General features: G+C 58.6%; 17 protein-coding genes. 7 read left to right on the forward strand and 10 right to left on the reverse strand.

The window, feature by feature from the left end; genetic code table 11:
- Nucleotides 1-134 precede the first annotated feature (134 nt).
- The 3 genes from AACY07_RS04415 to AACY07_RS04425 all read right to left on the reverse strand — a co-directional run bounded on the left by AACY07_RS04415 (nucleotide 135) and on the right by AACY07_RS04425 (nucleotide 6,549).
- Nucleotides 135-2,552 (reverse strand): glucose/quinate/shikimate family membrane-bound PQQ-dependent dehydrogenase, encoded by a 2,418-nt coding sequence (locus tag AACY07_RS04415; protein WP_339473606.1) that lies wholly within the window; start codon nucleotides 2,550-2,552, stop codon nucleotides 135-137.
- Between the two features lie 130 nt (nucleotides 2,553-2,682).
- Complete coding sequence (locus AACY07_RS04420; RefSeq protein WP_133075982.1) at nucleotides 2,683-4,047, reverse strand: carbohydrate porin; 1,365 nt, start codon at nucleotides 4,045-4,047, stop codon at nucleotides 2,683-2,685.
- A 465-nt stretch (nucleotides 4,048-4,512) separates the two neighbouring features.
- Nucleotides 4,513-6,549 carry a TonB-dependent receptor gene (locus AACY07_RS04425; RefSeq protein WP_339473608.1) on the reverse strand — a complete coding sequence of 679 codons (2,037 nt, stop codon included), beginning with the start codon at nucleotides 6,547-6,549 and terminating at the stop codon, nucleotides 4,513-4,515.
- 219 nt (nucleotides 6,550-6,768) lie between these two features.
- Here AACY07_RS04425 and AACY07_RS04430 point away from each other — a divergent pair, with 219 nt between their 5' ends.
- On the forward strand, nucleotides 6,769-6,999 hold the full coding sequence (locus AACY07_RS04430; protein WP_019823597.1) for a VF530 family protein: 231 nt from the start codon (nucleotides 6,769-6,771) through the stop codon (nucleotides 6,997-6,999).
- A 7-nt stretch (nucleotides 7,000-7,006) separates the two neighbouring features.
- Nucleotides 7,007-7,642 carry a Pr6Pr family membrane protein gene (locus tag AACY07_RS04435; RefSeq protein WP_133075922.1) on the forward strand — a complete coding sequence of 212 codons (636 nt, stop codon included), beginning with the start codon at nucleotides 7,007-7,009 and terminating at the stop codon, nucleotides 7,640-7,642.
- 118 nt (nucleotides 7,643-7,760) lie between these two features.
- On the opposite strand, the gene AACY07_RS04440 is transcribed toward AACY07_RS04435, so the two are convergent.
- From AACY07_RS04440 to AACY07_RS04450, 3 genes are all read right to left on the reverse strand, one after another.
- Nucleotides 7,761-8,546: a siderophore-interacting protein gene (locus tag AACY07_RS04440; protein ID WP_339473611.1), complete on the reverse strand. Its 786-nt coding sequence runs from the start codon at nucleotides 8,544-8,546 to the stop codon at nucleotides 7,761-7,763.
- A complete protein-coding gene (locus AACY07_RS04445; RefSeq protein ID WP_339473613.1) occupies nucleotides 8,543-9,121 on the reverse strand; it encodes a PadR family transcriptional regulator in 579 nt (192 codons plus the stop codon). The genes AACY07_RS04440 and AACY07_RS04445 overlap by 4 nt, the downstream gene beginning before the upstream one ends.
- A 248-nt stretch (nucleotides 9,122-9,369) precedes the next feature.
- Complete coding sequence (locus AACY07_RS04450; protein ID WP_338649203.1) at nucleotides 9,370-12,480, reverse strand: transglycosylase domain-containing protein; 3,111 nt, start codon at nucleotides 12,478-12,480, stop codon at nucleotides 9,370-9,372.
- A gap of 373 nt (nucleotides 12,481-12,853) precedes the next feature.
- On the opposite strand from AACY07_RS04450, the gene AACY07_RS04455 reads away from it, so the two are divergent.
- A complete protein-coding gene (locus AACY07_RS04455) occupies nucleotides 12,854-14,266 on the forward strand; it encodes an amino acid permease (protein WP_339473615.1) in 1,413 nt (470 codons plus the stop codon).
- A gap of 101 nt (nucleotides 14,267-14,367) precedes the next feature.
- Here the strand turns inward: AACY07_RS04455 and AACY07_RS04460 are convergent, their stop codons facing one another.
- The 3 genes from AACY07_RS04460 to AACY07_RS04470 all read right to left on the reverse strand — a co-directional run bounded on the left by AACY07_RS04460 (nucleotide 14,368) and on the right by AACY07_RS04470 (nucleotide 17,731).
- Nucleotides 14,368-15,468 (reverse strand): OpgC family protein, encoded by a 1,101-nt coding sequence (locus AACY07_RS04460; protein ID WP_326427680.1) that lies wholly within the window; start codon nucleotides 15,466-15,468, stop codon nucleotides 14,368-14,370.
- A gap of 337 nt (nucleotides 15,469-15,805) precedes the next feature.
- Entirely contained in the window at nucleotides 15,806-16,090 is a 285-nt protein-coding gene (locus AACY07_RS04465; RefSeq protein WP_339473617.1) for a putative quinol monooxygenase, read from the reverse strand.
- 21 nt (nucleotides 16,091-16,111) lie between these two features.
- Nucleotides 16,112-17,731 carry an FMN-binding glutamate synthase family protein gene (locus AACY07_RS04470; protein ID WP_133075915.1) on the reverse strand — a complete coding sequence of 540 codons (1,620 nt, stop codon included), beginning with the start codon at nucleotides 17,729-17,731 and terminating at the stop codon, nucleotides 16,112-16,114.
- Nucleotides 17,732-18,054: 323 nt separating this feature from the next.
- On the opposite strand from AACY07_RS04470, the gene AACY07_RS04475 reads away from it, so the two are divergent.
- The 3 genes from AACY07_RS04475 to AACY07_RS04485 are packed head-to-tail and all read left to right on the forward strand — an operon-like array spanning nucleotide 18,055 to nucleotide 19,637.
- The gene (locus AACY07_RS04475) at nucleotides 18,055-18,474 is read left to right on the forward strand and encodes an NUDIX hydrolase (RefSeq protein WP_326425423.1); all 420 of its coding nucleotides are present in this window, start codon (nucleotides 18,055-18,057) and stop codon (nucleotides 18,472-18,474) included.
- On the forward strand, nucleotides 18,474-19,112 hold the full coding sequence (locus tag AACY07_RS04480) for a LysE family translocator (protein ID WP_339473619.1): 639 nt from the start codon (nucleotides 18,474-18,476) through the stop codon (nucleotides 19,110-19,112). Before AACY07_RS04475 ends, AACY07_RS04480 begins: the two co-directional genes overlap by 1 nt.
- 12 nt (nucleotides 19,113-19,124) lie before the next feature.
- Complete coding sequence (locus tag AACY07_RS04485; RefSeq protein WP_219260826.1) at nucleotides 19,125-19,637, forward strand: GNAT family N-acetyltransferase; 513 nt, start codon at nucleotides 19,125-19,127, stop codon at nucleotides 19,635-19,637.
- A 113-nt stretch (nucleotides 19,638-19,750) separates the two neighbouring features.
- On the opposite strand, the gene metR is transcribed toward AACY07_RS04485, so the two are convergent.
- Nucleotides 19,751-20,668 carry a transcriptional regulator MetR gene (metR, locus tag AACY07_RS04490; protein ID WP_133075911.1) on the reverse strand — a complete coding sequence of 306 codons (918 nt, stop codon included), beginning with the start codon at nucleotides 20,666-20,668 and terminating at the stop codon, nucleotides 19,751-19,753.
- 107 nt (nucleotides 20,669-20,775) lie between these two features.
- On the opposite strand from metR, the gene AACY07_RS04495 reads away from it, so the two are divergent.
- Nucleotides 20,776-21,612 carry a hypothetical protein gene (locus tag AACY07_RS04495; RefSeq protein WP_445261351.1) on the forward strand — a complete coding sequence of 279 codons (837 nt, stop codon included), beginning with the start codon at nucleotides 20,776-20,778 and terminating at the stop codon, nucleotides 21,610-21,612.
- Nucleotides 21,613-21,831 lie beyond the last annotated feature (219 nt).

The raw sequence follows: 21,831 nt of genomic DNA on the forward strand, positions 1-21,831 counted from the left end.
TGCGGCAGCGACTACACGTGGTGTTCAAGGCTTGGAAAGGCATCATTCCGGGAGAGCGTTTTTAAGTGAAAAACGCCCACAAAAAAAGGCGGCTATCTCTCGATAGCCGCCTTTCTTAAAACCCGCTGAAAAACTTACTCAGCCAGTTTGAACGCCATGACATAGTCACCTTTTTTGGTGCCCAGACCGCCATGACCGCCCGCCATGACCAGCACGTATTGGGTGCCGTCCTTGCCGGTGTAGGTCATTGGGGTGGTCTGGCCGCCAGCAGGCAGGCGACCTTCCCACAGCATTTTGCCATTGCTTACATCGTAAGCACGCAGGTACTGGTCAAGGGTACCGCTCAGGAAAGCTACGCCACCCGCCGTGGTGAATGTGCCACCCAGGCTTGGAACGCCCATCGACAGCGGAATTGGAACCGGCGAGCTGTCACGCACGGTGCCGTTCTTGTGTTTCCAGATCAGGTTGTTGTTGGTCAGGTCGACCGCAGCAACATAACCCCACGCCGGTGCCTGGCAAGGCAGGCCGAGTGGCGACAGCAGAGGCTCCAGGATCACGCCGTAAGGCGAACCTTTGTTCGGTTGAACGCCGGAAGTTTCGCCTTTGCGCGGGCCCATTGCAGCCACGTCGGCCTGCGGAACCAGCTTGGAGGTGAACGCCATGTAGCTCGGGTTCAGGAACGCGATCTGACGAACCGGGTCAACCGAAATGCCACCCCAGTCGAACACGCCGAAGTTGCCTGGATACACGATCGAACCTTGCAGCGATGGCGGGGTGTACATGCCGTCGTAACGCAGGGATTTGAACTGGATCCGGCACAGCATCTGGTCAAACGGGGTCACACCCCACATGTCACGCTCGGTCAGGACCGGCGGGATCATGTTCAGGTCCGAACGAGGTTGTGTCGGTGCGGTGTGGTCGCCTTCTACAGCGCCGCCAGGGGCCGGGATCTCGTTGATCGGCACGATGGCTTCGCCAGTGCGACGGTCAAGTACGTAGATGCTGCCCTGCTTGGTGGAAGCCAGCAGAGCCGGTTTCACGCCATCAGCGGTTTTGAGGTCCATCAGGGTCGGTTGACCACCCACGTCCATGTCCCACAGGTCATGGTGAGTGAGCGGACGGTACCAGCGGACTTTACCGGTGTTGATGTCCAGAGCGGTGATGCCAGCGGCATAGCGCTCGGAATCTTCGGTACGGTCGCCGCCGTACTGGTCAGGCGTCTGGTTGCCCATCGGCAGGTACAGCATGCCGAGGTCTTCGTCGACAGCGAACATCGACCACATGTTAGGCGAGTTACGGGTGTAGGTTTCGCCTTCAGCAATCGGTGTGGTTTTTTCCGGGTTGCCGCTGTCCCAGTTCCAGACCAGCTTGCCGGTACGTACGTCGTACGCACGGATCACGCCAGAAGGCTCGTCCGTGGAGATGTTGTCGGTCACGTGGCCGCCAATCACAACCAGGTCTTTGGTCACGGCAGGTGGCGAGGTGGAGTAGTAGCCACCGGGTGCGAAGTTACCGATGTTGTGACGCAGATCGACCGCGCCGTTCACACCGAAGTCTTCACACACTTTACCGGTGTCGGCGTTCAGTGCGATCAGGCGGGTGTCCGCAGTCGGCAGGAACAGGCGACGTGGGCACGAGTTGCTCGAAGTGGCAGCAGCAGGCTCGGCAGCGCTTTGTTCAGTGCTGGCTTTGGTGTAGGCGTTTTCGTCGTGATAAGTCACGCCGCGGCAGGTCATGTGTGCCCAACCTTTGAAGTTTTCAGCGTTCTGAGTGCTGATCTTCGGGTCGTAGCGCCAGATTTCCTTGCCGGTATCCGGGTCAAGGGCAATCACCTGGCTGTGGGGAGTACACACATACAGCATGCCGTTGACTTTCAGCGGGGTGTTCTCGGCGGTTGTTTCGCCGGGATCGCCTTCACCAGGAATGTCACCGGTGCGGAATGTCCAGGCTGGAACCAGCTTGTGGGCATTTTGCGGGGTGATTTCTTTGAGTGGCGAATAACGGTCGCCATAGGCGGTACGACCGTATGACTGCCAGTCACCTTCCGGCATGGCCGGTGCGGTGTTGGTCATGCCAGGTACGGCATCACGGTCCAGTTGGCCTTTGACTTCACCCGGGCTGGTGAACTGGCTGGCCAGTGCTGCCAGGCCTGCCAATACCACGGCAACGCTCAGCGCGCCGGTAGCCACAGGTGCCGACTGACCGCGCAGAACCGGGCGACGGAACCAAGGCAGCAGCAGAACGATACCGATGGCGAACCACACGGCCAGGCGTGGCACCAGTTGCCACCAGTCCAGACCGACTTCCACCAGTGCCCACACGGTGCTGGCGAACAATACCAGCGCGTACAGCGTCAGTGCCGCACGGCGCCCGGCAATCAGCAGCGCGCCCGACAAGCCAAAACCGATACCGGCCAGCAGGTAGTACCACGACCCGCCCAACGTGATCAGTTTGATACCCCCGGCCAACATGGCCAGGCCCATTAGCAGCAGCAAGATACCGAGAAGGCTCGGTAGCAGGCGGCTTCGACTGAAAGCACCATCAGTGCTCATAGTGTGGTTCTCCGTTACGTTAGAGGTGTTCCCGCGAGGGCGTGTCTTGAAAGGACGAACCGGCGCGGGAGTGAATCAGCTAAATAGGTGTTTGATTGCAACCTTCAAGGTTGCCGTCGTAGTCCGCTCGTCAGAACGAACTTTGAATTTTCAGACCGCCAATCAGCGCGTCATCCAGTTGGCTGACGCCACCCGGGTGACGGATGTATTGCAGGTTCGGTCGAATGGTCAGCCAGTTTGTGACGTGCACGCCGTAATACAGTTCGGCGCTGTACTCTGTGTCCTGAGGCGGCAGGTAGGCCGGGTTGTCGAAGTCGTAGACGGCACGGGCCTGATTGGTGGCCTGGGCATTCTTGCGATAAGCCGGATTGACGTGAACCCGCGCCATTGCAAAGCCGATGTCGTCCTTGGGCCGCGCATCGAACACGCCTTTGTAGACGACACCTGCCTGGACATAGTTGTCCACGGCGTTGGTTTTCTTGTCGTGCATAGTGGCATTGGCGAACACACTCAAGCCCCTCGACTGATCGCTGGCGCGGGTAGTGAGTTGTTGTTGCACGCCCAGCCACATCCCGTGTTTGCTCGAACTGCTGCGATACGCTTCACCCGTCAAGGCGGCAGGCTGGCCGTTGGCATCTTTGTAAGCATCTGTTGCCTTGGCATTACTGTAGTAGTAACCCGCGCGGTATTCCCCTGGCAGGCCATTAATTTTTGGCGTCCATACCAGTTCAATCGGCAGTACCGCGCCCTGGGTACCGCTACCGCTGAGTTTGAATCCGTTGCCGCGATCCAGGTTCGACGGGTTTTGCTCATAGGCGCCGACCTGTGCGTACAGCTCGGGCGTCAGGTGATATTTGACCCGCAGTGCCCACTGGCTGACGGGCCAGTTGTACCAGATGCTGCCAGCCCAGTTGCCCACCTGGGAGCCGCAGAACGCCAGGTTCTGGAAGTCGCACGGGAAGCTGTTGAAGTCCTCGCCCTGACCAAAGCGGCCGACCTTGATGTCGAGCTTCTGATCAAAGAACTTCTGCTGGTACCACATCTGCGTCAGGCGGGTGGTTTGACCACGGCCCCAGACTTCCTGGGCCGAGGTGAAGCCACCAACCCGTGGATCGTTGATGCGATCGTTGCTGATGTTGTTGCCGCTGCGATGGGTAATCGTCAGTTGGAACTCGGCGTCGTCCCAGCCCAGAATTTTTTGCAGGTCCAGGTGCGTGCCCAGGCCGAACTGGTCGCTGTAGCGCGCCGTACGGTCATGGTCATAGCCGCCATGCAGGTTCGAGCCCACTTCGCCCACGTAATCGAGAGAGAAGGCATAGCCCTGTTTTTCCAGTTCGCTGCGGGTGCCGCCCCAATCGCCGAGCATCCACTTGGAGTCGGAGTCAAAAGCGGGTGCTGCCTGCACGCAGGTGGCCAGGCCAAGAGCGGTCATGCCGCCGATCAATGCCAGGGCTTTTTGCCCGGCAACAGGAAGCAGCGCGCTGTGTTTGCGCATATTCAGGAGTGTGGACATAAGTCGAGATGCGAGTCTTTATAGGTATGGCTGTGGCTGTGGGTAGCGCTGTCTTTGGGGGCAGGGCTTGCACTTCAGATTTAAGGGAGAATGAATCGTTTCAGCCCTTTGTGCGGAAATGATAAAGCCCTGAAACGTTTAGAAACAGCACTTTAAGTGACATGGATCATTTCTGATTCTGTAACAGTGTGCTGCGACCCATCGCCTCAGGGGCTTTTTGTCTCATGTTCGGTGCTGTTGGCAGGTAGTTACGACCAAAGACGGTATTGAGCACAGAGTGCCACGTTGACAGGTAATGGGGTGCCAGCAAACGCCAGAAGGGCAGGAGCAGTGTGGGAGCGGGCTTGCTCGCGATACCTTCGGCGCGGTCCGGCAGGAACACCGGGGCGTCTGCATCGCAGGCAAGCCCGCTCCCACAGGTTGTGTCGTGTGTTGGGAGTTGCTTGCTTAGAACGTGGTGCGCAGGCCGACCTCGATACCGCGCCCGGGGGCGGGTGCTATGTCGCGCAAAATCGAGCTGGCATAGCGCACGGTCTGGTTGGTCAGGTTGTCGCCTTTGACGAACGCCAGCCACTGGCTGCTGCCTACATCGAAGTGATAACCGGCGCTGGCGCCCAGGGTTGTGTAGCCATCGGTCCCCGATTCGTTGGCTGGCACACGGCCCTGATTACTGGCGTGCTCGACGTCAATACGCGCCTGCCAGCGGTCAAGTTCCCATAGCAGGCCACTGCTCAGGCGCAGCGGGGCAATACGGGGCAACGCTTCGCCTGTATCGAGGTTGATGGCCCGGGTGTAGTCACCGGACAGCTCCAAAGCAAATTTGCCGTAGGCGCTTTCCCCCAGCTTCCAGTGATCTTTGGCTTCAAAGCCTGTGAAGCGTGCCCGAACTCCGGAATAGGTGTATTCCGGAATACCATCGGCGTCGGGTTCTCCTTCGTCATTCAGCGTACGACCTGTGCCCAGCAGGCCGATGTAGTTGGAGAAGTGGCTGTAGAAAACGCCAACGCTGCCCTTGTGGGTGCCATTGTCAAAGCGCAGTGCCAGATCGCTGGACACGGCTTTTTCCTTCGACAGAGTGGCACTGCCCACTTCATAGGTGCCGGTGGCGACGTGGGCGCCATTGGCGTACAGCTCATAAAACGTCGGGGCGCGTTCGGTGTAGCCCAGGGTGGCGGCCAGCGACCAGACAGGAGTAAGGGTGAACACTGCGCCCGAAGACAGGCTGCCTGCAGTGAAACTTTTGGAGCGGTCGGCCGCAGAAAAGCGCTCATTACCCTTGGCATCCGGGTCGACCACGGTGCGCTCCAGGCGCCCGCCGAGGCTGAGTTTCAGTCGCTCGGTGGCTTGCAGCTCTTCGAGAATAAACAGCGCGCCGCTGTTGGTATCGGTCTGCGGCACGAAGGCTTCTTCGCCCAGAGCCGAGAACTCGTTTCGATTGACCTGTGCGCCGACCACCCCTTCCAGCGGGCCGATCGGCACATGGCGGGCTTCGACGCGGGCTTCGTAGCCCTTGTTCTTGAACGTGGTGCCGACTTCGCCGCCCTCGATTTCGCGGTGTTCGTAATCGGTGTAGCCGGCATCCAGTTTCAGCGAGCTGAAAGGGCCCTGCAGGTTGCGTATCTCGGAGGCGAACGCGTAGTGATCCTGTTTCATGCGGATACGCACGTCCTGCTCGGCCGGTGAGCCGTAGTTGGCGTCGTAAGTGCTGTAGGACAGACCTGCGTAGCCATCATCCCACGTGTAGGAACCGCCCACTGCGCCGCCGTCCTGGCGGCCGTTGCTGTTGCCTAAACGGCCTTTCTTTTCGACGCCATCTTCGCTTTCGGGTGCATGACGGCTACGGGCATAACCCGGGATTTTCAGGTCATTGAATTCGCGAGCGTTGGCATCCAGGTGCAGGGCGAAGGTGCCATCGCCGGCTTCCAGTTTGCCGGCACTGCTACGGGTGGTGGCTGCGCCGCCGTAGCGCAGTTCGCCCGCGCCGTGAATGCCTTCGATGGCTTCGGTGGGGATGCGGTTGTCGAAGGTGTTGACCACGCCGCCGATGGCGTTGCCGCCGTACAGCAAGGCCGCCGGGCCGCGCACGATTTCGATGCGCTCAACGTTGACCGGGTCCAGTGGCACCGCGTGATCGTAAGACAGTGACGAGGCATCCAATGCACCAACGCCGTTGCGCAGGATGCGAATGCGGTCGCCATCCAGCCCGCGAATGATCGGGCGGCTGGCGCCGGGGCCGAAGTAGGAAGAAGAAACACCCGGCTGTTTGTTGAGGGTTTCGCCCAGGCTGCCTTGCTGTTGCAGGGTCAGATCGTCGCCTTCGAGCACCGTGGTGGGTGACGCTGATTGGCTATTGCCCAACGGGTTGCCGGTAATGACCTGCGGTTGCAGTTCGAGGGCATAGGCAGGGGAGGCGAGCAGCAGTGCGGTGGCGAGCGGTGTCAGGTGAAGACGTCGTAGATGACGTGGGAAGGCAGGGGAGGACATTGCAAGTTCCTTGGCAAGGTGACGAATGAAAGCGGCGCTGAGCGCTCTTTGAAGTGAAAGCTATAGTTACAATATAACATCACTTTAATGGTGTCCAAGCGGAACTTTCATTTGGGTGCCGGGTCACGGCTAGACTTGCTCCGTACCGAATGCACTTCCCCCTGAGCAGGTGCTCGGCTAAGGTGCGCGGCTTTCTCTCTATTGCTTTAAAGGCCCGGCATGACTGAATCCAACAACAACCCATTGCACGGCGTGACGCTGGAACAGATCCTCACTGCGCTGGTGGCGCATTACGAGTGGGAAGGGCTGGCCGAGCGTATTGATATTCGTTGCTTCAAGAGCGACCCGAGCATCAAGTCGAGCCTGACGTTCTTGCGTAAAACCCCGTGGGCGCGGGAAAAGGTCGAGAAGCTGTACGTGAAATATGCCCGTACCAAACGCGAAATTTGATCGGCCAATGAGTGTCGCGTCACGCACGCTGTGCACCGTGATGGCAATCCTGGGCTGGAGCGGCCTGGCCATTCAGCTTGAGCTGGTGCTGTTCGCCCGCTGGATGAGCGGAGCGAATGTGGTGGGCGGGCTGGTGAGCTATTACAGCTTTTTCACCATTTTGACCAACACCCTTGCCGCCTGCGTGTTGACGTATGCCGCAGACGCCCGCAGCTCAAAGGGCAGGACGTTTTTCTTGCAGCCGTGGGTCAGTAGCGGCATTGCCGTCAGCATTATCGTAGTGGGGGCGGCATATAGCCTGTTGCTGCGCCAGCTCTGGCAGCCTGAAGGCTGGCAATGGTTGGCCAATGAACTATTGCATGACGTGATGCCGGTGTTGTTTGCGTTGTACTGGTGGTTTTACGTGCCGAAGGGGGTGTTGCGGGTGAGCCATATAGGGCTCTGGATGCTGTACCCGGTCTTGTATTTCGCCTACATCCTGCTGCGCGGGCACCTGTTGGGTGTGTACCCGTATCCGTTTATCGATGTCGAGAAATTGGGCTACGGGCAAGCGTTTATCAATGCAGGCGGGATTCTGGCAGGATTTGTTGCGGTCGCGCTGGCGGTGGTGGCAGTGGACCGTTACAGGGGCCAACGGGCCTGATCCCGGCCTGGCTTTTGTGGGAGCGGGCTTGCTCGCGATAGCCTCACCAGGCGGGTCAGACAAACCCCGTTGCTAGCATCGCGAGCAAGCCCGCTCCCACCGAATTTTGCCGTGAGTCCTACTCTTCAGCACCACCTTCCAGGCGCCAATACCCCACGGCCTTGACGAACTCTTCGTTCAAACCGTGGGTGTCGAGCAGTACCCGGCGCACCTTGCGCGACAACGCGCTTTCGGTCGCAACCCAGGTGTAGAGCTCTCCTGAAGGCATGCTTAATCCGGCAACAGTCTTGAGCACGTCCTGCCCAGGCACATCGCGATGTACCCAGATCACCTCGACCGACGCGGCACTGTGCAGGGGCTGTTCCTCAAGGGCGTTTTCCACCTCGACCACCACTAAGGCGCGGCGATTGGCGGGCAGCTCTTCCAGTCGGCGGGCGATGGCAGGCAGTGCGGTTTCGTCACCGATCAGCACATAACTGTCGAAGATGTCCGGCACTACCATCGAGCCTCTTGGGCCGCCGATATGCAGGTACTGACCAGGCTCGGCCTGAGCGGCCCAGGTGGCAGCGGGGCCGTCACCGTGCAGTACAAAGTCGATGTCCAGTTCAAAGGTGTTCAAGTCATAGCGGCGCGGGGTGTAGTCGCGCATCGGCGCCATGACGCTGCCTTTCAGACCGGCACTCAATTCCAGATTTTCCAGCGCTGCCAGCTCTTGCTCGGTTTGCGGGAAAAACAGCTTTACGTGATCGTCGCTGCCAAGACTGATGAAGCCCGCCAGCTCTGGTCCACCCAGGGTAATACGGCGCATGCGCGGGGTCAGGTCGACGACCCGTAGCACTTCAAGCTTGCGACGTTTGATTTCATGCATGACACGGTGAATGGTCTGGGGAGTAGCAGCATTCATTTAGCGTTCTCCTGTGCAGGCTGGGCAGTGACAGGGCCATCGACGATGGCTTTGGCGGTGTTGTTGAGTAAGTCCCGTACCCGCAGGATTTCTTCGGAGCTCCAGCGACCATGGTGCATCTGCAAGGCATGGCGCAGGTTGTGTACAGCCTCGTGAATCTCGGCGGGACGATCATGGCCGCGCAAAGAGCGCTTGCTGACATCGATGCGCATGCGCACGCCGTCCAGGGCAATGGCTTGATCACTCAGGGACTGGCGACCAAGGTCGGTTACGCAGTAGCGTTTTTTGCCACCCTCAGCGTCACCCTGAATCAGTTCGCTTTCTTCAAGGAAGGTCAGGGTGGGGTAGATCACGCCGGGGCTCGGGCTGTACGCGCCGTCGAATAAGCCTTCGATCTGGCGGATAAGGTCGTAGCCGTGGCAAGGCTGTTCGGCAATCAGTGCCAACAGCAGTAATTTCAAATCGCCTGGGGCGAATACTCGGGGTCCGCGTCCGCCGCGTTCGCGACCGGTGCGTTTCTCGAAGCCGTCTTGACCCGCGCCATGTTCGCGGTGGTGGGGATGATGTTCGCTCATGTTCTCTTCGCTCTCGTTAAGTTAGATACAACTTAAGATATATCTTAAGAAATGTAAAAACTCACTCGACGAACGGTAATGATTCTCATCGGTCGACAGGGTTCTGGTTCACACGGACCCCATCGCGAGCAAGCCCGCTCCCACAGTGCTGTGGTTTTCACACCCTTCGAGGGGGGGCACAGAACTGTGGGAGCGGGCTTGCTCGCGATGGCATCACCCCGTTTTGCCAGACAGACCGCGGTGTTTTGCTATTTCGCTGCGGTTTGTATCGACGCTGGCGCCAGGCACAAGGTGTTGGTACCCGGTTGCAGATAGGGTGTGAGGATCGGTGCCATGCCCTTGAGCACTTGCACCGGCAGTGCGGAGGTGAATTTGAATGCCTCGGCCGAGCGCCCCGGAACGAAGGCAGTCAGGGTGCCGAAGTGATGCTCGCCGATATAAAACACGAAGGTTGCTGTGCGGTTGATCGACTTGGAACTGAGAATCCGTCCACCCGCCCCCATGCTTTCGATACGGTTGTCGCCGGTGCCGGTCTTGCCGCCCATGGCCAGCGGTGAGCCGTCATCAAGCTTGAAACTGCCCGAGACCCGGCGCGCAGTGCCGGCATCCACCACTTGGGACAAGGCTTCGCGCAGGGCCGTGGCGACTTCGCTGGGCATGACCCGCACGCCTTTGTCCGGGTCGTTGATCAGGCGGGTTTCATAGGGGGTATCGGCGGCGAAATGCAGGGTATCAATGCGCAACACCGGCAAACGCACGCCATCGTTAAGAATGATGCCCATCAGTTCGGAAAGTGCCGCCGGGCGATCCCCGGAACTGCCCAGCGCGGTGGCAAGGGAGGGCACCAGATGGTCGAACGGGTAGCCGACTTTTTGCCAGCGTTGATGGATGTCCAGGAAAGCTTCGATTTCCAGCATGGTGCGGATGCGGCTGTCACGGGCGCTCTTGTGCCGGCTTTTGAACAGCCAGCTGTAAACTTCCTGACGTTCGTGCTCGCTGGCGCCGACGGCTTGCTGGAAGGTGGCCTGCGGGTTATTGAGCAAATACCCCAGCAACCACAGATCCAGTGGATGGACTTTGGCGATATAGCCCTGGTCAGGCAGGTTATAGGCACCGGGGCCGTAGCCCTCATACAGCTTGGTCAGCCGCTCATCGGTGATTTTGTCGCTGCTCAAATGGGAGCGCACAAAGCGGTTGAAGGTGGCCTGGTCTGAGTTCGGGAACAGATAACGATGCACGGCCGCCATTCTGATGGCGGTGGGGTGCATGCTGTCCAGGAAGGTGTCGAGGCGGGCCTTGGAGTCTTTGCCCCGGTATTTTTTCCAGAACTTGAGCATGAATGTCGTGCCTTCACGGTCGGCGAAGCGGCTCAGATACTCCTGGCGAAGCGGGTTGCTGTCGTCGCGCAGCAACTCGACGTTGTTGCTGGGAGACTGGTAGCTGGTGTAGCGCACCACATCACGCATCAGGCGCACAAAAGGCAGGTTGATCGACTCTCGTATCGAGTCGCGCAGCGTCGCCGTCCGGTTGTTGTCCTGGCTGCGGAAGTTGTGGAAGTGATGCATGCCGCCGCCGGTAAAAAAGCCTTCACCGGGGTTGGCGGAGTATTGGCGGTTGAGTGCTGCATCGAGCATTGGCGCAAGGGTTGAGCCGGGTTTTTCGATCAGGTAACCCAGCGCCCAACGGGTCAGGGGGTCTTGATCGGTGATCGGGATTTTTCTCAAGACGACGCCGGGCTGGCTGGCATAGCGATCATGCAGTTCTGAAATGATTTGCAGGTAGGTGGTCAGGACTCGCAGTTTGGCTGTTGAGCCCAGTTCCAGTTTGCTGCCTTCGTTGATGTCGAAAGGCTGGTCGGTGCTGTCGGTTTGCACCCGTGCTCGCGCACCATCCGGAGTGAGTTCGAACAAGGTAAAGCTGTAACGCACTTGCGCGGTGCTGGTGGGGGTCAGCAGGTAGGGGCCAAGCAGGCCGATCTTTGCGGCAAAGGCCGGGTCTGCCAGTTGACGCAGATACTCACTGACCTGACGTTGCAGATCGCCTTGCAAGGTACTGGTGGCAGACAGGTCCAGACGGTCAAGGTCATACAGCGGACGCTTGAGCAGCACTGAAAGGCGGCTGCGGGCCACGCTGATGCCCTTGTTGGTTTCGTTCGGTTGCATCGTCGGCGCCAGGGCCCAATCGCGGTAGGTCACGTGGCTGGCCAGTGCGGCTTCAGTGAGTGCCGGATCAATCACATTGTTTTGTGCCAGCAGGCGTATATGGCTGTCGGTCAATTGCGCCAGTTCGTCACGGCCTCGGGCCAGGTAATGGGAGGGTCTGCGCTGGGCGATCATCAGTGACAGCACTTCGCGCAATGCCAACCCTCTCTGAGCGAGGCTTTTTGGGTCTGTGGCGGTACTGCTCAGCATCTGGTTGACCTGATTGAAGTCGGCGCCGTACCACACCCGCAAACCTTCGGCCATGCCGTGGACTTCGCCATGACCGGGCACTGCCGACAGTGGCACGCTGTTGAGGTAGTCGCGCACCACCTTTTGCCGGGCGGGCAGTGTCTGTGGACCGTCCTGATAGGCTCGCACGCTGGCCGAGACCATCTGGCGCAGTTTTTCGCTGCCCGACAACGTCAGTCCATCGGGTGAATGACGATATTTTTCAAGTTGGGTGGCCAGGGTGCTGCCACCTGCGGACTGCCCCGGCAGATGCAGCATCTTGGCAACCTGCGAGTACGCGGCCATGGCAAATCGCGGCCAGTCCACGGCAGGGTTCGCTTGCGGCTGCGCAGGGTCAAGCAGGTCGCGGTTTTCGATAAACAGCAAACTGTGAACCACCAGCGGGGGAATGCTCGCAAAGCTTGAGTACAACTGCTGCGGGTAGTTGTACTGATACAGGGCGCTGCCCGCACAATCGGTGATCGAGAGTCCTGTCTGAATTTTTTCCGAATAGGGTACGAAAAACCCTTTCTCGCTGTAGCCCAGTAACTCTGGCGAAAAGCGGCTTTGTTGAGTGATTACGTAGTCACGTTTTAGCAGGCGTGGAAGGAAGTCGCCTAATGCGCTGTAGCCCAAACGCTTGTCGAAAGGCCCATCCCCAGGATATTGAATCGCGTCGGACGGCCCCGCATGCATCGAATAGCTCAATGAGGCGGCAAAGCGGCTGAATTCACGGGCTTGCAGCTTGGAGCTGCGCACCTCCTGTGCAATGGCAAATCCCAGTACAACCAGTCCTGCCAACACCACTAGGCCGAACACGAGCCATCCATAGCGCTTGGGTTCAGGCGAGGGTGGCGGGGGTGCAGCATTGTCCATTGCTGCTGATGGCACCGCCGTTTTTCTGGAGCTTGAGTTCCACAGTACGCCCATAGTCGACAGTTCCAGGTACGCATCTTGGTTGCGCTTGATTGAAGCGTAGACGCTGGCGGATTCGGGTGAAAAATTTGTGAGGGTAATCTGATAATCCTATCGCCGCAGAGGATAGGGCTTGTCGTGATGCAATCGTCCCGCGTGACGCAAAGCGAAGGAATAGAGCCCTTGCTAGTGGTAAATACGATCTGTGTAGGGGAATGACTGTGCACCAACCCTGTGCAATACTCGCCGCCGATCTCAGTAGGGCATTTCCCTTCTGGTCTAACGGCCTACAAAGCCCGGGCTGATCAGGAGGTTGGACAGGTGACCCGCCCGTCTTTTCGAGCGCTCTATTGATGCATATCCAATAACAATATGAGGTTGTATTTTTATGCCAGTCGGCAACCACCCGCCCCACGGTGAAACCGTTCAAGGCGGCCCGCTCAAACGCGAACTGGGCGAACGCCACATTCGCTTGATGGCGCTTGGCGCCTGTATCGGCGTAGGCCTGTTTCTGGGCTCGGCCAAAGCCATTGAAATGGCCGGTCCGGCCATCATGCTGTCCTACATCATCGGTGGCCTGGCCATTCTGGTGATCATGCGTGCACTCGGCGAAATGGCCGTACACAACCCTGTGGCCGGTTCGTTCAGCCGCTACGCCCAAGACTATCTTGGCCCATTGGCCGGTTTTCTGACCGGCTGGAACTACTGGTTCCTGTGGCTGGTGACCTGTGTCGCTGAAATCACTGCCGTGGCGGTGTACATGGGCGTCTGGTTCCCCGATGTACCACGCTGGATCTGGGCCCTGGCGGCGTTGATCAGCATGGGCTCGATCAACCTGATCGCGGTGAAGGCGTTCGGTGAATTCGAGTTCTGGTTTGCCCTGATCAAAATCGTCACCATCATCGCGATGGTCTTCGGTGGTATTGGCATCATCGCGTTCGGCTTTGGCAACAACGGCGTTGCGCTGGGTATTTCGAACCTCTGGACCCACGGCGGCTTTTTGCCTAATGGCATCCAGGGTGTGTTGATGTCCCTGCAAATGGTGATGTTCGCTTACCTGGGCGTCGAGATGATCGGCCTGACTGCCGGTGAAGCCAAGAACCCGCAAAAGACCATCCCGAGTGCGATTGGCTCGGTGTTCTGGCGCATCCTGCTGTTCTACGTCGGCGCGTTGTTCGTGATTCTGTCGATCTACCCGTGGAACGAAATCGGCACGTCGGGCAGCCCGTTTGTGATGACCTTTGAACGCTTGGGTATCAAGACGGCGGCAGGCATCATCAACTTCGTGGTGATTACCGCAGCACTGTCGTCATGCAACGGTGGCATTTTCAGTACCGGTCGCATGCTCTATAGCCTGGCGCAAAACGGTCAGGCGCCTGCCAACTTTGCCACCACCGCGAAAAACGGTGTGCCGCGTCAGGCATTGCTGCTGTCGATTGCCGTCCTGCTACTGGGTGTAGGCCTTAACTACATGGCTCCCGAGAAAGTGTTCGTCTGGGTGACAGCCATTGCGACCTTTGGCGCGATCTGGACCTGGTTGATGATCCTGCTGGCGCAACTGCGCTTTCGCAAGAACCTGAGCCCGCAAGAAGCCGCCGCCCTGAAGTACCGCATGTGGCTTTACCCCTACAGCTCGTACGCGGCGTTGGCGTTCTTGTTGATGGTGGTCGGTCTGATGGCCTTTTTTGAAGAAACCCGAATCGCCTTGTTTGTAGGCCCCGGGTTTCTGATCCTGCTGACTGTGCTGTTCTATGTGTTCAAGTTGCAGCCAACGCAGAGCTCACCGGCCAAGGTCAACTAAACGCCTGTGGGAGCGGGCTTGCTCGCGATAAGGACGCCGAGGTCTTTCAGACTGATCTCGGGATCCCGTCGCGAGCAAGCCCGCTCCCACATCAGCAGCCACTATTTGCGCGACAGGCGCTTGTTCCAGTCCAGCCAGGCCGCCAGTACGGCCATCATCCCCACGCCCATCAGGGCGCTGAACACTTGCATCACAACCCCGTCACCGCCCAGTGCATTGAGCATGTCGGCCAGCGGTGCCAGGACCACCCCCAGGCAGAACACTTCCAGCGAATAGCGGCCCATGCGGCAGGCCTGACGGGTTAGCCAGTTGTTCAACCAGTCACCCTGAGGCACCACTTTGGCCGCTACATAAGCCAGGGCCAAAAAGTGCAACAAACGCACCGGCGACAGGTTGGTCTTGCTGATCGGATAGAGATGCTCGCCCAGCCAGAGCGGCATGACGGCGTCGTGGAACTGCGGCCACTTCCATGACAGCGCCAGTAACCCGGTGATCAACAGATAGGCCGCCGCCCCCACAAACACAGGCTGACGGGATAACGGCCGGGTTTCAGGGGCCTTGTCGCGCTGCCCGTGAAGCGCCGCAGCACCCCCCAGGATAAACAGGAACTGCCAGGCCATCGGGTTGAAAAACCACACCCCGCCTTCCTGTGCCGCCAGGTTCCAGACGGGGGCCAGCAGGTACAGCGCCAGGGACACGCCTACCACATACACGGCTTTGCGCAGCAGCATCGGCAATACCAGCGGCAACCCGAGCAACAGCACGATATAGAGTGGAAGCGGGTCCATCAGGTTGGGTTTGAAGCGCAGCAGCAACTCGTCGGTCAGGGCCTGTTGCGGGTTGCTCAAGAAGTATTGCAAGCCCATTTCCTGCACCAGGTCGCGGGTTTCGACGTGGCTGTTGGCATAAAAAACGATGCCCATCAGCACCGCCAGCAGGAAGATGTGCACCACGTACAGCACCCAGGCGCGGCGCAGGATTTTCACGCTGGCGATCAGGAATCCATCCCGTTGCGCGATTTTGCCGTAGGCCAGCACCGCGGCATAACCGGCGAGGAATACAAAGATTTCAGCTGCATCACTAAGGCCGAAATTTCGTACCGTCAATTCGGCCAGCGGGTTGTGGGGGATGTGATCCCAGAAGATAAAAATCAGCGCCAGCCCGCGAAAGAAATCGATGCGGTGGTCGCGTCCGTTAAGTATCACGGCGAGTACTCGAAAAAATGAATAAAAATGGGCGCAGCTCAGAGTACACGCCACTTGTTGGCGGCGCGCAGGGTGACGCTAATAGCGTTTAAATGCAAAGGCTGTGGATAGCTGCCGTGTGTGACCTGACAGCAGCTATCACTTCGCTTGAATGGTCTACCGGGTTTTTGTATCAAGGATGTTCTGGGGAATACGTTTCAGGGTTTTATTCTGACGAGGTTGCGAATGACCCTGAAGAAATTTTCAGCGTCAGGCGCTGTTTGCAATGCCGTCCAAAACTCCGTTTCCAGGGCTCGATCGGGCTCTGTCAGCCCGTGATCGAGCCAGAGTTTATTTAAAACTCATGCATCATGATAAACGTGCAGGCTTTTGACTGATGGGCATTGATCAATGGCACCAGCCGGCGGAAATGTTCGCTTTGGCAATGGGCATCCAGTGCGTCCTGATCCGGCCATTGTTCGATAAAGATGAAGTGCCCGGGGTCCGCGTGATCCACAAACAAGTCATAGGCAATGCACAGGGGTTCCTGTCGGGTTTTTTCCACCAGTTCGGCGTACCACGGGCGTACGGTCTCCAGATGTTCGGGCTTGATGAAGTCTTCAGCGATCACCTTCAACATGTTGCTCAGTCCTTGTGTGCGTCAGGCAGCGGCGATTTCGTTGGGCTCGAAGCTGTCAGCCCGTGCCATTTGCCACATGCGCGAATAGAACTCGCCATTGACCTCTCCGGTGAGCAATTCGCCGGGCTTGAGGAACACATGCAGTTGCGAGAACAGTTTGATTTCGGTCGCGGACATGCGTCGCACCAAGTGCTTGGCCTTGAGTTGCGCCGGGTGTTCCAGGCCCGCCGCGGCCAGCATTTCGGCCAGGGCCTTGAGGGTGTTGCGGTGAAACTGAAAAACCCGCTGGGCCTTGTCCGGCACCACAAGCGCCCGCTGGCGCAACGTATCCTGGGTGGCCACGCCGGTGGGGCATTTGTTGGTATGGCAGGACTGCGACTGAATGCAGCCAATGGCGAACATAAAACCCCGCGCCGAGTTGGCCCAGTCGGCACCAATGGCCAGTACGCTGGCAATGTCGAAGGCGCTGACAATCTTGCCACTGGCACCCAGCTTGATCTTGTCCCGCAGATTCAGGCCCACCAGGGTGTTGTGCACGAACAACAAACCCTCGCGCAACGGTGCGCCGATATGGTCGGTGAACTCCACGGGTGCGGCGCCTGTGCCGCCTTCCTTGCCATCGATCACGATAAAGTCCGGCAGGATGCCCGTTTCGAGCATGGCCTTGGCGATGCCCATGAACTCCCACGGATGGCCCAGGCAGAACTTGAAGCCGACAGGTTTGCCGCCAGACAACTCACGCAACTGCGCGATAAAGAGCATCAGTTCGATGGGCGTCGAAAACGCGCTGTGACGCGAAGGTGAGATGCAGTCTTCGCCCATGGGTACACCGCGTGTTTCGGCGATTTCCAGGGTCACTTTGTGCTTGGGCAGAATACCGCCGTGGCCCGGTTTGGCGCCCTGGCTCATCTTGATTTCGATCATCCGCACTTGTGGCGTACGGGCCTGGGCGGCAAAACGTTCAGGGTCGAATCGCCCGTCCGAGGTGCGGCAGCCGAAGTAGCCACTGCCCAGCTCCCACGTCAAGTCACCACCATTCTCACGGTGATAGGAGCTGATGCTGCCTTCTCCCGTGTCGTGGGCAAAGTTACCGAGCTTTGCACCCTGATTGAGGGCGCGGATGGCATTGGCGCTCAGAGAGCCAAAACTCATGGCCGAAATGTTGAAGATGGACGCCGAATACGGCTGGCTGCATTGCGGGCCGCCCACCACGATTCGAAAGCTGCTGGGGTCGGTCAGCGGGGCCGGGCGCATGGAGTGGCCGATAAATTCAAAGCCTGGCTGATACACGTCCACCAATGTGCCGAAGGGTTTGTCGGCACTTTCATTCTTGGCCCGTGAGTACACCAGCGAGCGTTGAGAGCGTGAGAAGGGCAGCGCGTCGCTGTCAGATTCCAGCAGGTATTGGCGGATTTCCGGGCGGATGGCCTCCACCAGATAGCGAATGTTGCCCAGGATCGGGTAGTTGCGGCGCACGGCGTGGGGGCTTTGCAGCAGGTCGAAAATTCCCAGCAGGCTTAACGCCAGGGTGACGGCAGTAAAGGGCCATAACCATTCATGGTGCATGAACGGCAGGCTGGCGAGGGTGAAAATGACGCAACATGCAAAAAACGCATAACGGCTTAACAGTGACAGGCTCATACGGTTTCCTGTTTCAGGCTGATCTGTTCCCTCAGGCGGTTGCGCCTCAAAAGGTCGAGAACAGAAAAAGGACAATAGAACCCTCTCTTTGAGTCGGAGGTTTGCAGGGGAGTGTTGGTCATCCATCACGCAAATGCCAACTCCCTGTCTGAATATTCATTGAACGGGATTTCCTTTGCGGCAGCATCCCTACCAAAGTCGGGCATTTCATACAGAAGGCTCGGGTAAAAATGACATCTGTGTATTTTCAGGTTTGCCGGCTCGTGTGATCCTGCGCGCACCTTTTATCGTGTCGGCCCCTGAACGTGACCTCTCCAGAACCCATGACATCCAACATCATTCGTATTGCTGCTGCGGTATTGATCGGCCCTGATGGCCAAACCCTGCTGGTGCGCAAGCGCGGCACCCAGGCGTTCATGCAGCCCGGCGGCAAGATCGAAGCCCACGAACAACCTGTTACAGCATTGGCCCGAGAGCTGGAAGAAGAGTTGGCTTTGGTGATTGATCCGGCCACCGCCACCTGGCTGGGCCATTTCGCGGCCCCGGCGGTCAACGAACCGGGCTTTGAGGTGCAGGCCGAGCTGTTTTTGCTGCATATCAGCGAGCCGGTCACCCCTGCCGCGGAAATTGAAGAAGTGCAGTGGATCGATCCGCAGGGGGATGGTGGCCTGGTCTTGGCGCCCCTGACTCGCGATCTGGTCTTGCCGTTTTATCGCAATGCGTTGCTGACCAGGACTGCCTGATGATTCCAGCCCACGACCTGCTGATTTTTGCCGCGGCCTGCCTGCTGATGGTGCTAACGCCGGGGCCGAACATGATTTACCTGATTTCGCGCTCCATCTGCCAGGGGCGCCAGGCCGGGGTCACGTCTTTGCTCGGGGTTGTGGCGGGGTTCTTTGTGCATATGTTTGCCGCCGCCGCGGGCCTGACGGCTGTATTTTTGGCGGTGCCAATGGCCTATGAAGCACTCAAGTGGGCAGGGGCCCTGTACCTGCTGTGGATGGCCTGGCAAGCGGTGCGGCCCGGTGCCAGGTCACCGTTTGAAGCCCGGGAGCTGGCGCCGGACTCATCGTCAAGATTGGTGCTGATGGGGTTCATGACCAGCGTGCTGAACCCCAAGGTAGCGGTGTTCTACCTGTCGGTTTTCCCGCAGTTCATCAACCCGGAGCACGGTTCGGTGTTCACTCAGAGTATCGTATTGGGCCTGACGCAAATCAGCGTCAGTTTCACGGTTAACTTGCTGATTGCGCTGTTCGCCAGCGGTATTGCCGTGTGGTTTGTGCGTAATCCGTTGTGGCTGGCAGCGCAGCGCTATGTGATGGGCTGTGTGCTGGCTGCACTGGCAGTGAGGCTGATGCTGGAACAACGTAAAACCGTATGACCTGGACCTGTAATGGCTATAGAACTGCTTGAACCCTCAAACGCCAAGGCCTATCGCCAGTTGATGCTTGAGGCTTACGCGCTGCACCCCGAGGCTTTTGTATCCACCATCGCCCAGCGTGAGAAATTGCCGCTGAGCTGGTGGGAAGCCAAATTGGACGATGAACTGAGCGCCCTGTTTGGTGCTTTTGTCGATTCCCGGCTGGTGGGGATTGTCGGCCTGGCGTTCGAACCCTGGGAAGATGCCCGGCACAAGGCCACGTTGTTTGGCTTGTATGTGTCCGGGGATTTTCGTGGGCAAGGGCTGGGTGAGCATCTGGTACAGGCCGTGCTGTCACTGGCCGAGCAAGAGCCTGAAACCAAGGTGATTGAGCTGACCGTCAGCGCCGGCAGTGATGCTGCGCTGGCGCTGTACACGCGGTGCGGATTCGAGCAGTCGGGGTTGGAAGACTGCGCGATTCGGGTGGGTGAGGCGTATTACGACCGGGTGCATATGCGCCGGTTGGTGAACGTCGAAGACATCTGAAACCGTGTAGCCGCTGCTGAAGGCTGAGAGGGAATGCTGTTCACTTAAGAGCAATGCTGCTCCCACAGAGGCAGAAATCCCTTGAGTGAACAACATTGAAGGTCCTGCGGCCCTTATCGCACCGCGCTCACCCCGTCCAGGGTCGAGAACGACGTGTCTTTGGCCGTCAGCAAAAAGTCGCGCATGTACGGTGCATCCAGCATGTCGGCGCGAATCCCGGCGTACAGCGTGGCAAACAACCCCTTCTCGCCAAGGCGCTTGGCCTTCACATAACCCCGCGAGCTGTATTCATGCAGCGCCCAGTGCGGCATCCCGCAGACGCCTCGGCCGCTGGCGACCAGTTGCATCATCATGACCGTCAGCTCCGAGGTGCGTACCTGAGCGGGTTCGACGTCGGCAGGTTCCAGAAAACGGGTAAAGATATCGAGCCGATCACGCTCCACCGGGTAGGTGATCAAAATCTCGCTGCTCAGATCCTCCGGCACGATAAACGGCTTGTTGGCCAGCGGATGCTGGTTGGCCACGGCCAGCATGGCTTCGTAGGTAAACAACGGTACATAGGTCAGGCCGGCAATTTCCTGCGGGTCTGAAGTCACCACCAAATCCAGATCACCCCGGGCCAATGCCGGCAGCGGTGCGAAAGCAAAGCCGGAGGCCAGGTCCAGCTCGACTTCGGGCCACGCATCACGGAACTGATCGATAGTGGGCATCAGCCATTGGAAGCAGCTATGGCACTCAATCGCCATGTGCAGACGCCCGGCCGTACCGCCTACCAGACGGGCGATATCCCGCTCTGCACCGCGCAGCAGTGGCAGCATGGCATCGGCCAGTTGCAGCAGGCGCAAGCCGCCGCTGGTGAAGCGAACCGGTTTGGTTTTACGCACAAAGAGCGGCATGCCCATGCGCTCTTCCAGCTCTTTGAATTGGTGAGATAAAGCGGACTGAGTCAGGTGCAGGCGCTCTGCCGCTTCGACCAGGCTGTCTGACTCGCGCAACGCGTGCAGGGTTTTGAGGTGACGAATTTCCAGCACAGTGGCTCCATGAGTAGATTTGATGTTCAACACGAAAACATTGAGTTTGTCTCATGTTTAGGCGGGTGTCGATAATAGAGCCATTACTTACACGAAGGAATGCTGTCATGGCTCTGGCCCACACTCTTGGTTTCCCCGGCATTGGCGCAGACGGCGATCCGAAAAAAGCACTCGAAGCCTACTGCAAAGGCGACAGCGTTCAGGCGGCACTGCACAGCGTGGGTCACCCGTTGCGTGCCAGACAGTACTGCCTGGCACCGGAATTCAGCCTGGACCAGCACTTTGAGCTGAACTGGGACCCGTTGTTTGAAGAGACCGCCCAAGCACTGGCGCAGGGCCACAAGGTCAAGCCCGTCATACTCGGTCCACTGTCCTACCTGTGGCTGGGCAAGGCCAAGGGCAACGAATTCAACACGCTCGACCTGCTGGAAAACCTGCTGCCGGTGTACGCCCAAACCCTTTCCCGCCTGGCAGAGCAGGGCGTGGAATGGGTACAGATCGACGAGCCGATCCTGTCGCTGGACTTGCCACAGGAATGGAAAAGCGCCTTTGAGCGCGCTTATCACATTCTTCAATACTCGCCGCTGAAAAAGCTGGTTGCCACTTACTTCAGCGGCCTTGAAGGCAACCTCGGCCTGGCCGTTGGCTTGCCGGTAGACGGGTTGCACGTGGATCTGGTGCGCGCTCCCGACCCGTTGCATGCAATCCTGGATCGTTTGCCGACTTACAAAGTGCTGTCCCTGGGCCTGGTCAACGGTCGCAACGTATCGCGCTGCGACCTTGAAAATGCCCTGGTGCAATTGCAAGAAGCCCGGGAGCGTTTGGGTGACAACCTGTGGGTCAACCCCGATTGCGCCCTCAAAACCCGCAGCTGGGCCGTGGCAGAAGTAGCGCTGATCAACAGGCTGGCGGCTGCGCGGCAGGTGCATTCGCAAGCCGCTTAAAGAGTATTGCAAGCTACAAGCCGGGGCTTGTAGCTGTTTCTCCCTCTCTTCTAACGTCAGATATGTTTCTTTTTTTCGTATGAAAATTCTGATGAATGGATGTCGTCTCTGTCATTTCTGACAGTAGGCAGTTTCTCTATCCAAGTGCGTAATCGACCTCAACAGAGTCAGTTCCTGACTTAAAAAAACCGATGTGCTGGCGGTGGCCTTGGCGGATAG

The sequence above is a fragment of the Pseudomonas sp. RL_5y_Pfl2_69 genome, from assembly GCF_963970465.1.
GTDB lineage: Bacteria > Pseudomonadota > Gammaproteobacteria > Pseudomonadales > Pseudomonadaceae > Aquipseudomonas.

Excerpts from the sequence above, each read along its gene's own strand:
- AACY07_RS04435 (WP_133075922.1), top strand. The coding sequence starts at position 7,007 with ATGAGTGTCGCGTCACGCACGCTGTGCACCGTGATGGCAATCCTGGGC.
- AACY07_RS04480 (WP_339473619.1), top strand. The coding sequence starts at position 18,474 with ATGATTCCAGCCCACGACCTGCTGATTTTTGCCGCGGCCTGCCTGCTG.
- AACY07_RS04485 (WP_219260826.1), top strand. The coding sequence starts at position 19,125 with ATGGCTATAGAACTGCTTGAACCCTCAAACGCCAAGGCCTATCGCCAG.
- AACY07_RS04475 (WP_326425423.1), top strand. The coding sequence starts at position 18,055 with ATGACATCCAACATCATTCGTATTGCTGCTGCGGTATTGATCGGCCCT.
- AACY07_RS04420 (WP_133075982.1), bottom strand. The coding sequence starts at position 4,047 with ATGCGCAAACACAGCGCGCTGCTTCCTGTTGCCGGGCAAAAAGCCCTG.
- AACY07_RS04470 (WP_133075915.1), bottom strand. The coding sequence starts at position 17,731 with ATGAGCCTGTCACTGTTAAGCCGTTATGCGTTTTTTGCATGTTGCGTC.
- AACY07_RS04445 (WP_339473613.1), bottom strand. The coding sequence starts at position 9,121 with ATGAGCGAACATCATCCCCACCACCGCGAACATGGCGCGGGTCAAGAC.
- AACY07_RS04415 (WP_339473606.1), bottom strand. The coding sequence starts at position 2,552 with ATGAGCACTGATGGTGCTTTCAGTCGAAGCCGCCTGCTACCGAGCCTT.
- AACY07_RS04430 (WP_019823597.1), top strand. The coding sequence starts at position 6,769 with ATGACTGAATCCAACAACAACCCATTGCACGGCGTGACGCTGGAACAG.
- AACY07_RS04495 (WP_445261351.1), top strand. The coding sequence starts at position 20,776 with ATGGCTCTGGCCCACACTCTTGGTTTCCCCGGCATTGGCGCAGACGGC.
- AACY07_RS04465 (WP_339473617.1), bottom strand. The coding sequence starts at position 16,090 with ATGTTGAAGGTGATCGCTGAAGACTTCATCAAGCCCGAACATCTGGAG.
- AACY07_RS04450 (WP_338649203.1), bottom strand. The coding sequence starts at position 12,480 with ATGGGCGTACTGTGGAACTCAAGCTCCAGAAAAACGGCGGTGCCATCA.
- AACY07_RS04440 (WP_339473611.1), bottom strand. The coding sequence starts at position 8,546 with ATGAATGCTGCTACTCCCCAGACCATTCACCGTGTCATGCATGAAATC.
- AACY07_RS04425 (WP_339473608.1), bottom strand. The coding sequence starts at position 6,549 with ATGTCCTCCCCTGCCTTCCCACGTCATCTACGACGTCTTCACCTGACA.
- AACY07_RS04455 (WP_339473615.1), top strand. The coding sequence starts at position 12,854 with ATGCCAGTCGGCAACCACCCGCCCCACGGTGAAACCGTTCAAGGCGGC.